General features: G+C 73.1%; 13 protein-coding genes. 9 read left to right on the top strand and 4 right to left on the bottom strand.

Annotation, left to right across the window (positions count from 1 at the left end; genetic code table 11):
• Window positions 1-97: 97 nt before the first annotated feature.
• The 6 genes from ABT369_RS11935 (at window position 98) to nudC (ending at window position 6,139) form a co-directional block, all read left to right on the top strand.
• Window positions 98-259, top strand: a complete 162-nt coding sequence (locus ABT369_RS11935) for a hypothetical protein (RefSeq protein ID WP_350611738.1) — start codon at window positions 98-100, stop codon at window positions 257-259.
• An 84-nt stretch (window positions 260-343) separates the two neighbouring features.
• A complete protein-coding gene (locus tag ABT369_RS11930) occupies window positions 344-1,333 on the top strand; it encodes a hypothetical protein (protein ID WP_350611737.1) in 990 nt (329 codons plus the stop codon).
• 46 nt (window positions 1,334-1,379) lie between these two features.
• Window positions 1,380-2,594 (top strand): S8 family serine peptidase, encoded by a 1,215-nt coding sequence (locus ABT369_RS11925; RefSeq protein WP_350611736.1) that lies wholly within the window; start codon window positions 1,380-1,382, stop codon window positions 2,592-2,594.
• Window positions 2,581-3,897 carry a M16 family metallopeptidase gene (locus ABT369_RS11920; RefSeq protein ID WP_350611735.1) on the top strand — a complete coding sequence of 439 codons (1,317 nt, stop codon included), beginning with the start codon at window positions 2,581-2,583 and terminating at the stop codon, window positions 3,895-3,897. The genes ABT369_RS11925 and ABT369_RS11920 overlap by 14 nt, the downstream gene beginning before the upstream one ends.
• Entirely contained in the window at window positions 3,894-5,228 is a 1,335-nt protein-coding gene (locus ABT369_RS11915) for a M16 family metallopeptidase (protein WP_350611734.1), read from the top strand. The genes ABT369_RS11920 and ABT369_RS11915 overlap by 4 nt, the downstream gene beginning before the upstream one ends.
• On the top strand, window positions 5,225-6,139 hold the full coding sequence (gene nudC, locus ABT369_RS11910; protein WP_350611733.1) for an NAD(+) diphosphatase: 915 nt from the start codon (window positions 5,225-5,227) through the stop codon (window positions 6,137-6,139). The genes ABT369_RS11915 and nudC overlap by 4 nt, the downstream gene beginning before the upstream one ends.
• Here the strand turns inward: nudC and ABT369_RS11905 are convergent.
• Together ABT369_RS11905 and ABT369_RS11900 are read right to left on the bottom strand one after the other, a co-directional pair.
• On the bottom strand, window positions 6,117-6,713 hold the full coding sequence (locus ABT369_RS11905) for a hypothetical protein (RefSeq protein WP_350611732.1): 597 nt from the start codon (window positions 6,711-6,713) through the stop codon (window positions 6,117-6,119). The two genes, nudC and ABT369_RS11905, sit on opposite strands and share 23 nt — an antisense overlap.
• 63 nt (window positions 6,714-6,776) lie before the next feature.
• The gene (locus ABT369_RS11900; protein WP_350611731.1) at window positions 6,777-7,019 is read right to left on the bottom strand and encodes a mycoredoxin; all 243 of its coding nucleotides are present in this window, start codon (window positions 7,017-7,019) and stop codon (window positions 6,777-6,779) included.
• A gap of 83 nt (window positions 7,020-7,102) precedes the next feature.
• Here ABT369_RS11900 and ABT369_RS11895 point away from each other — a divergent pair, with 83 nt between their 5' ends.
• From ABT369_RS11895 to ABT369_RS11885, 3 genes are all read left to right on the top strand, one after another.
• Entirely contained in the window at window positions 7,103-9,226 is a 2,124-nt protein-coding gene (locus ABT369_RS11895) for an ATP-dependent DNA helicase UvrD2 (RefSeq protein WP_350611730.1), read from the top strand.
• Between the two features lie 210 nt (window positions 9,227-9,436).
• Window positions 9,437-9,862 (top strand): hypothetical protein, encoded by a 426-nt coding sequence (locus tag ABT369_RS11890; protein ID WP_350611729.1) that lies wholly within the window; start codon window positions 9,437-9,439, stop codon window positions 9,860-9,862.
• Window positions 9,863-9,981: 119 nt separating this feature from the next.
• Entirely contained in the window at window positions 9,982-10,368 is a 387-nt protein-coding gene (locus tag ABT369_RS11885) for a WhiB family transcriptional regulator (protein ID WP_350611728.1), read from the top strand.
• 576 nt (window positions 10,369-10,944) lie between these two features.
• On the opposite strand, the gene ABT369_RS11880 is transcribed toward ABT369_RS11885, so the two are convergent.
• Both ABT369_RS11880 and ABT369_RS11875 read right to left on the bottom strand, forming a co-directional pair.
• Window positions 10,945-12,285, bottom strand: coding sequence for an ABC1 kinase family protein (locus ABT369_RS11880; protein ID WP_350611727.1), 1,341 nt, complete (start codon window positions 12,283-12,285; stop codon window positions 10,945-10,947).
• A 572-nt stretch (window positions 12,286-12,857) separates the two neighbouring features.
• The gene (locus tag ABT369_RS11875; protein ID WP_350611726.1) at window positions 12,858-13,943 is read right to left on the bottom strand and encodes a hypothetical protein; all 1,086 of its coding nucleotides are present in this window, start codon (window positions 13,941-13,943) and stop codon (window positions 12,858-12,860) included.
• Between the last annotated feature and the right edge of the window lie 283 nt (window positions 13,944-14,226).

Here is a 14,226-nt window from a genome sequence, read left to right as displayed (position 1 = left end):
GTCTCAATGAATTGGCAAGGTTCTGACACGCGGCTGTCGGTGGAACCGGCTCCTCCTCGAAGCTGTCCAAGAGGGCATGCGAGGGGGAGTGCGCACCATGCAGGCACCGCACGTTCGCGAAGTCGCCCTGGTGGTAGGCGTGGCCACCGCCGGGGTGCTCACCGCTGCGCTCGTCGTGATCGGTCCGGTCGCGGCGGCCGACTCGCACCGATATCCGCAGGTCACCCAGCTGCACCCGCCGCCCCAGCCGCAACCGTGACCCGAAACCTCCAGCAAATCCCCAGCTGAGCGGGGTGGGGGGCTGCTGGTCGTCCTCGCATGCGGCTGCGACACTGGATCTGCCATGACCGAGCAGAGTTCGCCGTGGGCGACGCCGGACACACAGACCGTGATCGAGCCGGTCGCGGTGCCCGCGTCGCCATCAGCCGCACCCGCCGAGCCGCTGCGCCGGCGCGAGCAGCGGGACGCGGCGGGCTATGCGTCCGGGCGCGTCGGGCGGTCGGGAACGCCGCCGCCGGTGCCGCCGCCGGACGTGCTGGAACACGGCCGCGGCGGCGACGACGATCCGGTCAAGCGCAACCAGAAGATCATGAAGTGGCTCGGCGGCGGCGCCATCCTGGTCGTCGCGATCGGGCTCGTCGTGATCCTCGTGTCGGTGCTGACCAACAACGCCACCACGCCGGGCGGGCTGTTCAACAAGCAGGCCGAGGCGCCCAGCGACACCCGCCCCGAGCTGGCGCGGCGCTGCCCGCCGCCGAGCATCCCGCCGGACAACCCGCACCCGGGCGGCGAGGAGGTCCCGCCGGGGCCGCGGACGACCGACGGGGAGTCCGGGATCAGCTACAAGCAGTTCGGCGATCCCTGGCGCCCGCTCGCCGAGAACTGGCGCGACCAGGGCGAACTCAAGATCACGTACCGCATCGGCCAGGACTTCATCACCGAGCCCAACTACGACGGGGTCGGCTCCGACTACCACGCCACGATCCTGTCGGGCCACGTGCCGGCCGCGGTCAACGACGGCATGGTGCTCGACCTGCACTGCGTCGGCGACCAGATCGCCGCGGACGTGCGGGTCAGCTTCTACCCCAAGGGCAACCAGCTCGAGCAGCTCGAGGCCAAGGACCTGACGCTGGGCGGCCGCCCGGCCCGGCTGCTCAAGTTCCGGCTCCACTTCAACACGCCGGGGCTGCGGGCCAAGAGCGAACTCGTCTCCATCGCCCTCGTCGACCTGGGCAAGCCCGAGGCGGCGATCCTGTACGTGTCCATCCCCGACACGCACCGTCAGTTCGACTCCGTCGCCGACGAGGCCCCGGCGAGCATCCGCCCCGTCTGAGCGGCGCGAGTGGCGTCACTTGCGTCGATCCGGCACGCTGTCCGGCATGAAGCAGCGCCTGGCCGCGGTGGCCGTGGGCTTAGGTCTGGGACTCGTTGCGGCCGTGGTGCCCGGCGGCGCCGCCCGGGCCGATGTCATTCGTGACGACGAGTGGCACCTGCGGTACCTCGGCGTCGCCGAGGCCAACCGGCACTCCCGGGGCGAGGGCGTGACGATCGCGGTGATCGACCGCGGCGTCGACCGCGCCCACGCCGACCTCGCCGGGGCCGTGCTCGACCCCGTCGCCGTCAGCACCCCGGCCGGCGCCGGCGCGGATGCCACGCCGAGGCCGTCGGGCCCGCCGGTCGCCGAGGGCACCGGCTACGACCCGGACGGGCGCGGCACCGCGCTCGCCGGGATCATCGCCGGGCAGGGCCACGGCGCCGACCACGCCGACGGGGTCATCGGGGTCGCGCCGGGCGCCAAGATCCAGCCGATCGTGCTCGACACGCCCCCGACCAGGGAGCCGTCCGCCGACGAGCTCGCGGCCGGCATCGAGGCGGCGATCGCCCACCGCACCGCGGTCATCGTGATCGGCTACTCGGTGGCCGGCAGCGAGCGGCTGCTGCAGGCGGTCCGCGACGCCCAGGCGGCCGACGCGATCGTGGTGGCGGCCGACGGCGACCAGCCCGGCCGCGCCTTCGACCCCTACCCGGCCGCCTACGACGGCGTGCTCGCCGCGGTGCCGCTCGGCCGCACCGGCGAGGTGCTGGTGAGCTCGACCAGCGGCCGCCGGCTGGGCCTGGGCGTCCCCGGGGCGCAGATCATGACCACGAACACCGGCAACCGCTACCGCATCGACGACGGCAGCGCCTCGCCCGGCATCCTCGCCGGCGCGGTCGCCCTGGTGCGCTCGGCCTACCCGGGCGTCAAGGCGCCCGAGATCGTGCGCCGGCTCAGGCTGACCGCGGCCGACGCGGGCGTGGCCGGACCCGACGCCGACTACGGCCTCGGCCGCCTCGACCTGGTGCAGGCGCTCACGCGGCGGCTGCCGAGCCCCTCACCATCACCCTCGGCGGGCGGGTCGCGGCCCGGCGTGTCCCCGGCCGCCACGCCGGTCGCGGCGCCCTCGTCGCCGCGGTCGCGGGGGCCGTACGGCTGGCTGCTGGGCCTGCCGCTGCTCGCCGTGATCGCCGGGGTGGGCGTCTACGCCGGGCTCGCGGAACGCCGGATCAGGATTTCGGCGCGAAACGAAGTAGATTCGGTGGGTGTCCAGTCGTAGCCCCGCTGTGCGGATCCCGGCTTCCAAGTACCCCGTCGAGCGCTTCACCCTGCCCAACGGCCTGCGGGTGGTGCTGACCCCAGATCGCGCCGCGCCGGTCGTCGGCGTGGCCGTGGTCTACGACGTCGGCATCAGATCCGAGCCGCAGGGGCGCACGGGCTTCGCCCACCTGTTCGAACACCTGATGTTCCAGGGCTCGGAGAACCTCGAGAAGCTCGCCCACTTCCGCCACGTGCAGGGCTCGGGCGGCACCTTCAACGGCTCGACGCACTTCGACTACACCGACTACTTCGAGACGCTGCCCTCCAACGCGCTGGAGCGGGCCCTGTTCCTCGAGGCCGACCGGATGCGTGCGCCCCGGCTGACCGAGGAGAACCTCCGCAACCAGATCGACGTGGTCAAGGAGGAGATCCGGGTCAACGTGCTCAACCGGCCCTACGGCGGCTTCCCCTGGCTGCGGCTGCCCCCGGTCATGTTCGACACGTTCGCCAACGCGCACGACGGCTACGGCTCCTTCGAGGACCTCGAGTCGGCGACCGTGGCCGACGCGGCCGACTTCTTCGACCGGTACTACGCCTGCGGCAACGCGGTGCTCGCGGTCTCCGGCGACTTCGACGTGGCCACCGCGACCGAGCTGGTCGAGCGGCACTTCGGCGACGTCCCGGCCCGGCCCGCGCCGGCGCGCCCGGACTTCACCGAGCCCGACCTCACCGCGGAGCGCCGCTCCTCCTACGAGGACCGGCTGGCCCCGCTGCCCGCGATCGCGGCCGCCTGGCGGGTGCCCGACCCGGTCAGCGACCTGCAGGGCTACCTGCCCTACGTGGTGCTCGCCGAGGTCCTCACCGACGGCGACGCGTCGCGGCTGGTCGAGAGGCTGGTGCTGCGGGACCGGTCGGTGACCAGCGTCGGGGGGTACATCGGCTTCATGGGCGAGCCGTTCGCGGTGCGCGACCCCACCGCCCTGGTGCTGCAGGCCCACCTCCCTCCCGGCGGCGACGTGGACAAGGTGCTGCGCAGCGTCGAGGAGGAGTGCGCCCGGATCGCGAGCGACGGGCTGGCCCCCGACGAGCTGAGCCGGACCCAGGCACGCATGGCCACCCACCTGCTGCGCGACACCGACGCGGTGCTCGGCCGCGCGCTGCAGATGGCCGTGCTGGAGCAGCAGCGCGGCGAGCCGGAGCTGCTCAACACGCTGCACACGCTGATCGGTGAGGTCACCGAGGAGCAGATCGTCGCCGCCGCGGCGCAGCTCGTGCCGTCCCGCCGCGCCGCGGTCGAGGTCATCGCCGGAGGAGCCAAGTGACTGTGACAACGCCCCTGCGCGCCCTGCCCGTGCTCGGACCCAACCGGGCCCTCAAGGTGCCGTCGACCACCGAGCACACGCTGGACAACGGGCTCACCGTGATCGCCGTGCGCCGCTCGTCGGTGCCGCTGGTGGAGGTACGCCTGCGGGTGCCCTTCGCCCAGGCGGACCTGGCCCGGGCCGCGCTGCTGACCCAGACGGTGCTGTCCGGCACCTCGACCATGTCGACCGTGGACATCGCGGCCGAGCTGCAGAAGGTCGGCGGCGGGCTGTCCGCCGGCGCCGACCCCGACCGCCTGCTGATCTCGGGCAACGCCCTGGTCGACGGGCTGGACCGGCTGCTGGAGATCCTCGCCGGGGTGCTCACCGACGCGGCGTACCCCGCCGAGGAGGTCGACACCGAGCGCGCCCGTCTCGTCGACCGGATCCGCGTCGCGCAGAGCCAGCCGAGCCACCTGGCCCGGGTCGCCCTGCTCAAGCGGATGTACGGCAGCCACCCCTACGCGGTGCAGACCCCGAGCCCGGAGCGGGTCGAGGCGGTCGTGCCTGACGAGCTGCGGGGGCTGCACGGCGAGCGGGTCCACCCGGCCGGCGCGACGATCGTGATCGTCGGCGACCTCGAGCCGGAGCAGGCCATCGCCGCGGCCGAGCGGATGCTGGGCAAGTGGAACGGCGGCGGCCACCCGGCCGAGCTGCCGCCCGCCCCGGCGCTGGAGCCGGGCCCGCTGACCCTGGTCGACCGGCCCGACTCGGTGCAGTCCTCGCTGCGCCTGGCGCTGCCGGCGGTGTCGCGCCGCCACCCCGACCACGCCGCGCTCCAGCTGGCGAACCTGGTCTTCGGCGGGTACTTCTCCTCGCGCTGGGTCGAGAACATCCGTGAGGACAAGGGGTACACGTACGGCCCCCACTCGCTCATCGAGCACGCCGTCGCCGGCTCCGCGCTCGTCGTCTCCGCCGAGGTCGCCACCGAGGTGACCGGCCCGGCCCTGCTGGAGACCCTGTACGAGCTCGGCCGCATCGCCAGCCTGCCGCCGAAGGACGAGGAGCTCGAGCAGGCGCGGCAGTACGCGCTGGGAACGCTGCAGCTCGGGATGTCCACGCAGGCCGGGCTGGCCGGGCTGGTCTCGACCTACGCGGGCTTCGGGCTGCGGCTGGACTACCTGGCCGAGCACGCCGCCAAGCTGGCCAAGGCCGGCAAGGACGAGGTGGCCGCGGCCGCGGCGCAGTACCTGGCCCCGGCCCGGGCCGCCGCCGTCGTGCTCGGCGACGCGGCCAAGGTCGAGGCCTCGCTGGCCGCGCTCACCCCGGTGCAGCGGGCCTCGGAGTCATGACCGCGATCGTCCCCGACGCTCCAACGTTCGCGCGCGGCCCGCTGGAGCGGGCCGCGCACCGGCGCACCGACGAGGCCTGGCTGGCCGAGGCCTTCGAGCGGGCCCGGATCGTGGTCGTCGACGACGGGCACGTCCTGGTCCACCCGGGCGAGCCGCCGGAGCTGGTGCTGATCGACGCGGCCGCGGCGCCGGCGGGGGAGCGGTTCTTCCTCGGCGAGGAGGCCGACGGCACGGTGTACTTCGCTGTGGCCGCGGACGTCACCGCGCCCGAGGGCACCAAACGGGTGAACGTGCGGGAGGTCGGGGCGGCGCTGAGTGACCTCCCCGCGGAGATCTTCATCACCGCGGTCGCGCTGGCCAACTGGCACTCGCGGCACCCCTACAGCCCGCTCAGCGGCAAGCTGACCCGCGCCGCGCAGGGCGGGTGGGTGCGGGTGACCGAGGACGGCGAGGAGACGCTCTGGCCGCGCACCGACCCCGCCGTGATCATGCTCGTGCACGACGGCGTGGAGGGACCCGACGGGCGCTGCCTGCTCGGGTTCAACGCGCAGTGGAAGGCGCTGGGCGCCACCGTGCCGCGGTTCTCGACGCTGGCCGGGTTCGTGGAGCCGGGCGAGTCCGCCGAGATGGCCGTGGCGCGCGAGGTGCTCGAGGAGGTCGGGGTCCGGGTCGACCAGGTGACGTACCTCGCCAGCCAGCCGTGGCCGTTCCCCGGCTCACTGATGCTGGGCTTCCACGCGCTCGCCCCGGCCGGCGCGGCGATCACGGTCGACGAGGAGGAGATCGCGGAGGCGCGCTGGCTGACCCGGCGCGAGATCGCGGCGGTGCTCGAGGGCGAGTCCAAGGAGTTCGGGCTGCCGTTCCGGGCCTCGATCGCGCACTACCTGATCACGTCCTGGCTGCACGGCTGAGCGCCTCCCGGTGCCAGGTCGCGCACCAGCGGTCGAGCACCGCCGCGGCGTGCTCGGGGGCCACCTCGCGCAGCTCGTCGTCGATGCGCTGGCTCACGAAGGCGTTGGTGGGGTGCCAGGCGAGGTCGCGCCAGACGGCCTCCTCGGTCACCCCGCCGTCGGGCGTGACCGTGCGGCGCAGCAGTGACAGCGGGCGCTCCGGGGTCGTCTCGGCGCTGACCCGCACGAAGTAGGTCACCAGCAGCCGCGGATCCTCCGGCGGCCCGGCGCGCCAGGAGCGCATGGCCTCGTCGTTGAGCCGCTCCCCGGCCTCGGGCCGCTCGGGCCGGTAGGCGTGCGCGTGCATGCGCGCGAGGAGGTCGGGCTCGGGCGCGAGGCCGTCGTCGAGGATGTCGGCCACGAAGCGCTCCGGCCACAGCCACAGCCCGTCGGTGTGCAGCACCGAGGGGCCGTGGCCGCGGCCGATGGTCGTGCCGCCGGCGAGGTAGTCCGCGATCCGGCGGCGTCGCTCGGGATCGGCCACCCGCGGGCGCTCCGGCGCGTCGCGCACGGCGTACAGACGGGCAACCCGCATGGTGGCCGGCCTCCCCAGGCATTCCGGCTATCTAGCCAGCCACCGTAACGGATTTGTTCCCGTTCAGCTACCGACAGTTTCCAGGTGCTTCTTGACCTGCACGATCGTCGGGTTCGTCATCGAGGTGCCGTCGTCGAAGCGCAGGGTCGGCACCGTCTGGTTGCCGCCGTTGACCGTCTCGACGAACTTGGCCGCCTCCGCGTCCCGCTCGATGTCGATCACCTGGTACTGGATGCCCTCGCGGTCCATCTGCGACTTGAGCCGGTGGCAGTATCCGCACCAGGTGGTCGAGTACATGGTCAGCATGGGTGGTTCCTCCAGAAAGCATCGGCGGGGTCACACAAGGCGATACCGCATAACGTCGTACCCAGCTGGAATGATGTCCAGCTGTGGCGGACTCCTCAGAGATTCTCGCGGGACTGGATCGGGACCAGTCCATCGCGGTGACCGCCCCGGCGGGGCCCCTGTGCATCCTCGCCGGCGCGGGGACGGGCAAGACCAGGGCGATCACGCACCGCATCGCCCATCGCGTCCGGTCCGGGCAGGTCCGCGCCCAGCACGTCCTCGCCGTCACGTTCACCGCCCGGGCCGCGGCCGAGATGCGCGAGCGCCTGGGCCGCCTCGGCGCCGGCGGGGTGCAGGCGCGCACGTTCCACGCGGCGGCGCTGCGCCAGGTGCGGTATTTCGCGCCCCGGCTCTTCTCCGGCCGCGACATGCCCGAGCTGCTGGACAGCAAGGCCCGGCTGGTGAGCCTCGCCGCGACCAAGGCCGGGCTGAAGACCGACCGCGAGGTGTTCCGCGACCTCGCGAGCGAGATCGAGTGGGCCAAGGCGTCGCTGATCGAGCCGGACGACTACGCCGCGGCGGCCGCCAAGGCGCTGCGCGAGCCGCCGTTCGACGGGGCCCTCGTCGCCAAGATCTACGCGCACTACGAGCGGGCCAAGCGCGCCGCGGGCGTGATCGACTTCGAGGACATGATCCGGGCCGCGATCTGGGCCGTCGAGGAGCACGCCGACGTCGCCGAGCAGGTGCGGTCGCAGTATCGGCACTTCGTCGTCGACGAGTACCAGGACGTCAACCCGATGCAGCAGCGGCTGCTCGAGGCCTGGCTGGGCGGGCGCGACGACGTCACCGTGGTCGGCGACGCCAGCCAGACCATCTACTCGTTCACCGGGGCGAGCGCGTCCTACCTCGTGGACTTCCAGCGCCGCCATCCGGGCGCCACGGTCGTGCGGCTCACCCGCGACTACCGCTCCACCCCGCAGGTGGTCGGCCTCGCCAACGCCGTCATCTCCCGGGCCCGCGGCGAGCTGTCCCGGCTGCGGCTCGATCTCGTCGGGCAGCGCCCGCCGGGCCCGGAGCCGACCGTGCGCACCTTCGCCGACGAGCCGGAGGAGGCCTCGGCGGTCGCGGCGCGCTGCGCGGAGCTCATCGCCGCCGGCACCCCGGCCCGCGAGATCGCCGTGCTGTTCCGGGTCAACGCCCAGTCCGAGGTCTACCAGGAGGCGCTGGCCGAGGCCGGCATCCCCTACGTGGTGCACGGCACCGAGCGCTTCTTCGAGCGCACCGAGGTCCGCGAGGCGATGATCGCGCTGCGCTCCTACCGCGGCGAGGAGGGCGACGGGCTGGTCGGCACCGTGCACACCGCGCTGGAGCGGGTCGGCTGGCGCCCCGATGCCCCGCCCGCCGGTGGCGCCCAGCGGGAGCGCTGGGAGGCCGTCGCCGCGCTCGTCTCCCTCGCCGAGGGCATGGCCACGCTCTCGCTGGACGAGTTCAACACCGAGCTGCAGCGGCGCGCGGCGCTGCAGCACGTGCCGACCGTCGAGGGCGTCACGCTCTCGTCGCTGCACTCCGCGAAGGGCCTCGAGTGGGACGCGGTGTTCCTCGTCGGGCTGACCGAGGGGACCCTGCCCGTCATCCACGCCCGCACGCCCGATGCGGTCGAGGAGGAGCGGCGGTTGCTGTACGTCGGCGTCACCCGCGCCCGCCACACCCTCTGGCTCTCGCACGCCGCGGCGCGGACTCCGGGCGGCCGGCCCCGGCGCCCGAGCCGGTTCGTGCCCTCGACCGCCCCGGCGGGGGCCGCGTCCGGTTCGTCCGCGGGCCGCGCCGCCGGAGCACCGCGCCGCCCGCTGGACAAGGCCGCGGTGGCCGGGCGCGTCCGGCGGGTCATGGCCGTGTCGTGCCGGGTGTGCGGCACCGGGCTGGTCAACGGGGCCGATCGCAAGCTCGGCCGGTGCTCGACCTGCCCGTCGGACCTCGACGAGGAGCTGCTGGGCCGCCTGCTGGACTGGCGGGCCCGGCTGGCCGCGATCCAGAAGGTGCCCGCGTTCGTGGTCTTCACCGACGTGACCCTGTCCGCGATCGCCGAGCGGCGGCCGTCGCGCCGCGAGGAGCTCGCCGCCATCGCGGGGATCGGGCCGCGGAAGCTGATGTTGTACGGCGACGACGTGCTCGCGCTCGTGCGCGGGACGAGCGTTGACGAGCTGGCCGCATCCATCGATGAACTTTGACCGTGTCGGGGCACCATGAGCTGCGTCGACGTGGCACACTGAGGTCCGGCGCGAACGGTTGCCCCGGGGTTGTTCCTGGCTTGGAACCTGACAAAAAACTTTCCCCGATAAATCGTTTGCCCTACCGTTGAGGCACGGCATAGCCTGCGAACAGGACGCCGGAAGACCGGCCGTCGCACCACGACGATCTGCGGAGAGAAGGTGGCATCCGTGAAGCTCTATCTAACCCAGGAGCGGCACACGCTGCTGTCTGCCCTCTGCGCGTCGAAAGCGCCGGCCCGTTCAGTCTCGCCGACCGTCTCGTTGCAATGGCAGGGGTCCGTCCTCGCCGCCTCCTCCGTCGCTCCGGCGCCGGTTGCCGTTCTGGCTGCCGTCGTTCCGGCTGCTCTGGTTCCGGCCGCTCTGGTTCCGGCCGCGCGCGTCGCGCGCGCTACCGGGTCGGTCCGGACGGATCTGACGGTTCGGGTGACCGAGGCCGAGGTCCGGATCGACGACACCGATATCAGCACCACTCTGCTCGACGAGCGCGGGACCCAGGTTCAGGGGACCAATGGGTTCAGCGCGAAGCACGGCATGACGGCTCCGAAGCCCAATGGCGGAGTCCGCGGCATACCACCTCGAGGCAGGCCGGTCTAACAAGACCGACTCACCGGCTCACCTCGAGGCCGCGGAACCCGACACCGGGATCCGCGGCCTCATTTATTTGCACCGAACGATCACACCAAACGATCGACAAACAGAAAGGGGTGACCGGGATGAGCCTGGCCTTGGCATCGATCGATGTGCGCATCGACCCGGCCTCGGACGAGCGTCTCCGCGCGGCTGCGCGGGGTGTCGTGAAGTCCGACCTGCCGTGCCGCACCTTCGACCCGGACCTGTGGTTCGCCGACTCGCCGGCGGAGCTCGAGCTCGCGAAGTCGCTCTGCGTGGAGTGCCCGCTCCGCGCCGAGTGCCTGGCGGGCGCGATCGAGCGCGCCGAGCCCTGGGGTGTCTGGGGTGGCGAGATCTTCGAGCGTGGCGCCGTGGTGCCGCGCAAGCGTCCGCGGGGCCGCCCGCGCAAGGAGGACGTCGCTCGCGACGCCGTCCTGCGCGGCGAGGTTGCCGCCCGTACGGCGGCCGTGGTCGCCGGTGTGGCGGCCTGAAATGAGCGCACATCGCCAGCCGGCCAGCCGAGGACTGCGCGCCGCGCAGCCGACCCGGCTTCGTTCCACCGAGTTCGTTACCGACCGACCCAGGAGTTCCGCGATGTCCTTGCAACTACTTCACGAAGCACTGTCGAGAGCGCGAATGCGTCGGCCTCAGACTGCGATCCACTCTGAGGCTTACCCGTCCGCCCGCCAGGTCGCCATGCGCGCGCGTCGCGAGCAGGAGCGTCACCTGACCCGACCCTGATGTGATCGATGAGCAACGGGCCCCTTCGCCGTGAAGGGGCCCGTTTCCATGTCCTGATCGCCGCGGCCTCGCTCGCCTGCTCGCCGGCGCCCTCGTTTGCCGGCTCGCTTCCCGGCCCGCTTGCGTGCTGGCTTGCTCGTTTTGCTGGCTTGCTTCCTGGGCGGTCTGCTTGGTTGCTTGCTCGCTCACGTGGCGGTTGCCCACTCGCGCCGCGGCCACTTCTTCTTGTAGCCGCGGCCACGTCTTGTGCCACGACCGCTTTGTGCCGCGACCACTCCTTGTAGCCGCGGCTCCTTCTTGTGCCGCGGCTGCTTCTTGCGCCGTGGCTACTTTTTGCGGCGCGGCTTCTTCGCCTCGGGCTCGGCGAATCCGGGCAGCCAGTCGGTGAGGATGGCGCGGTAGGCGGCCTTGGCCTCGAGCTGGCACAGTACGCCGATGGAGCCGAGCGTGACGCGGTGCACGAGCATGTAGGACGGGGGCAGGTTGAGCTGGCGGCTCAGCGCGTAGGCGGGGCTCTTCGGGTTGGCCAGCCGGGTCGCCTCCGCGCGCAGCCAGGCCCGCGAGAACTGGAACTCGTCCTCGGCGAGCGGGTCGAGCATCGGCCGGATGTAACCGAGCACCGCGGGCGCGTCGACCTTCGCGTCGCCCTTGATGAACCCCTCCTGCCGCAGGCCCTCGAGCACCGCCTCGGCGTCCCCGGCCAGGGCCAGGCGGGTCAGGCGGCCGATGATCTCGGGGTGCCCGCCGGGGAGGTGTGCGACCGCGCCGAAGTCGAGCACGCCGAGGCGGCCGTCGTCGAGCAGGCGGTAGTTGCCCGGGTGCGGATCGGCGTGGAGCATGTCGGCCCGGGCGGGGGCGGAGAAGTGCAGCAGCGCCATGAGGTGCCCGGCCCGGTTGCGCTGTTCCTCGGTACCGCCCGAGATGATCGCCGACAGCGCGGTCCCCTCCACCCACTCGGTGACGATGACGCGGGGCGACGAGGCGAGCACGGGGGGCACGAAGATGTCCGGATCATCGGCGAAGGCCGCGGCGAACGCGCTCTGCGAGCGCGCCTCGAGCTCGTAGTCCAGCTCCTCGGTGACCCGGTCGCGGATCTCGGCCACGAGCGGCTTGACGTCCAGGCCCGGCTGGATGGCCTTGAAGAGCCCGGCGAAGCGCGCCAGCTGGTTGAGGTCGGAGCGCAGCGCCTCACCGGCGCCGGGATACTGCACCTTGACGGCCACGTCCCGCCCGTCGGACCACACCGCCCGGTGCACCTGCCCGATCGACGCGGCGGCGGCCGGCTTGTCGTCGAACTCCTTGAACCTTTCGCGCCAGTCCACCCCGAGCGACTCGGCGAGCACCTTGTGCACGCTGGCGGCCGGCAGCGGAGGGGCGGCCTCCTGCAGCTTCGTCAGGGCGGCACGGTAGGGCCCGGCAAGCTCCTCGGGCAGGGCGGCCTCGAACACGCTCAGCGCCTGCCCCATCTTCATCGCGCCGCCCTTGAGCTGCCCGAGGACGCTGAAGAGGTGCTCGGCGGTGCGGCGCTGGACATCGGCGGAGACGACGTCGGCGGCCATGCCCGTGACGCGCTTGCCCAGCCCGAGCGCGGCCCGTCCGGCCAGTCCGAGGGGCAGCGACGCCAGCCGTGCGGTGCGGGCGACTGCGCCCCTGGGGATCTCGGTCACAAGTCATTCTTACCCGCTCGAGCCACCCCGACGACGGCGACGGCAGTCACAGCGTCCTCGTGCCGCCCATTCCCACCGCTGGACACGCCACGCAACGGGCCGGATGCGCCCCCGGAGAAACTGCGCTCCGGTCGTGTGCGCGACTGGTTGCCCCCGCCGGACCGGCCGCGCACCGAGCCGGACGTGTCCGTGGAGACGACGGTCACACTGTGCTCGCGCCACGCAGATCGACCTGCGGAAGTCTGACGGAGGTCCCAGCGTCGATGCGCCTTCACGGGGTGCCGCCTTCGCGCTTCACGGGGCCCCGCCTTCGTGCTTCACGGGGTGCCGCCTTCGTGGGGTGCCGCTTTCACGGTGTGCCGCTTTCACGGTGTGCCGCTTTTACGGTGTGCAGCCTCTCGTGGGGTGCAGCCTTCGTAGAGAACCCGGCTTCGTGGAGGACTGGCCTCGTGGGGGACCGGCCTCGTGGGGGACCGGCTTCGTGGGGGACCGGCTTCGTGGGGTGCCGCTTCCACAGGCAGCCGCTTCGTGGGGTGCCGCTTTCACCGGGAGCCGCTTCACGGGGAGCCGCTTCATGAGGAGCCGGCCTCGCGGGAGCCGCTGTCACGGGAGCCCCGGCGGCGGCGTCGGCAGTCGCAGCGCGGATGGGCGGTCCACTCCCGGCGGCGGGCCTCGCCGGGCCGGGGGATCTCCACGATGGCCGCCTCGGTGCGCAGGGAGCCGCCGTCGAGATAGGACAGCACCTCGTCGGCGGCGAACGCGGCGCCCGCCATCGCCGTGGTGAGGCTGCACGGCTCGCCGATGCCGGGGGGCGCGGTCGCCAGCTGTGCGGCGAGCGCGGGCCAGGCGGGGTCGCGGTCCTGCCGGTGCAGCTCGAGGCAGCCGCGGCAGGGGGAGCGGCTGGGCCGCACGAGGGGGCCGACGAGGACGGTGCCCAGCCGGACCTGGACTTCGAGCCGCGGCAGGAGGTGCATGCGCACGCCGCGGCGGTCCAGTGCGTCGAGGCGCCGGTCGCCCACACGGACCACGAAGTCCACGCCGTCGCCGCGGCCGGCCGAGAGCCGTGCCCAGGGCGCGTGCCGCGTGATGGCGGACGTGATGGCCAGGACCCGGGAGGACTCCACGTCGTCGCGCCCGAGGCCGCCGACGGCCACGTCCGCGTCCGTCGCCCGGCCCTCGACGAGCGGCTCGACGTGCCCGACCCCGGCTCCGGCCAGCGCGGTGGCGAGCGGGGCCACGAGCGGGCCGTCGCCGGCCACGATCACGCGGGCTCCGCCGCGCCGGCGCAGCACGCCCGCGGCCGTCCGGTCCCGGGGGTCTTCGCGCAGGCGGAGGCTGATCGCCGCCGCCTCCGCGGTGAGCCCGTCCCCGGTCGTGCGGTCCAGCCCGGTCGGGAGCAGCGCGTGCGCGGCCACCACCAGGCCGCTGGCCCGCAGCGTGTCGACGAGTGCGAGCACCTCGGCCCCGTCCAGCCCGAACGGGCGGGCCTCGGCGAGCAGGCGGCGCAGTGTGCGGGAGCCGTCGAGCAGGTCGAGCACCCGGGCCAGGGCCGGGTGGCCCAGCTCGAGCACGACGGCGGTGGCGGGATCGGTGCCCAGCTGAACGGTTCGCTCGTCGCGCCAGAGGCGTCGCAGCCCCGGGAGCAGCCTCGGTCGCATGCCTGCCACGCTGCCACGGCTGGGCGCCGGCCGGCGGCGGTTGTCCACAGGACGATCCACCGACGGCCGGCGTTATCCACAGCCGGCGGGCTGGTTATCCACAGGGAAAGGGGCAAAGGCCGTATATCGCGCGGGGTTCGCGCGGAGTGCTTTCGGTCCCTCCGGCGTGGATGCCGGACTCGCTCCACCCGCTTCTATGCCCGATATTCCGGATATGTCCGTCGAAAGGGCTCGACGGTTCCGGGCCGAATGCCGGGCGGGGAGGGCATTCGGCGCGGTACAG

This window comes from Dactylosporangium sp. NPDC000244, from assembly GCF_040300725.1.
In the GTDB taxonomy this organism is placed as follows: domain Bacteria; phylum Actinomycetota; class Actinomycetes; order Mycobacteriales; family Micromonosporaceae; genus Dactylosporangium.
This window is presented reverse-complemented; position numbering and strand designations above follow the sequence as displayed.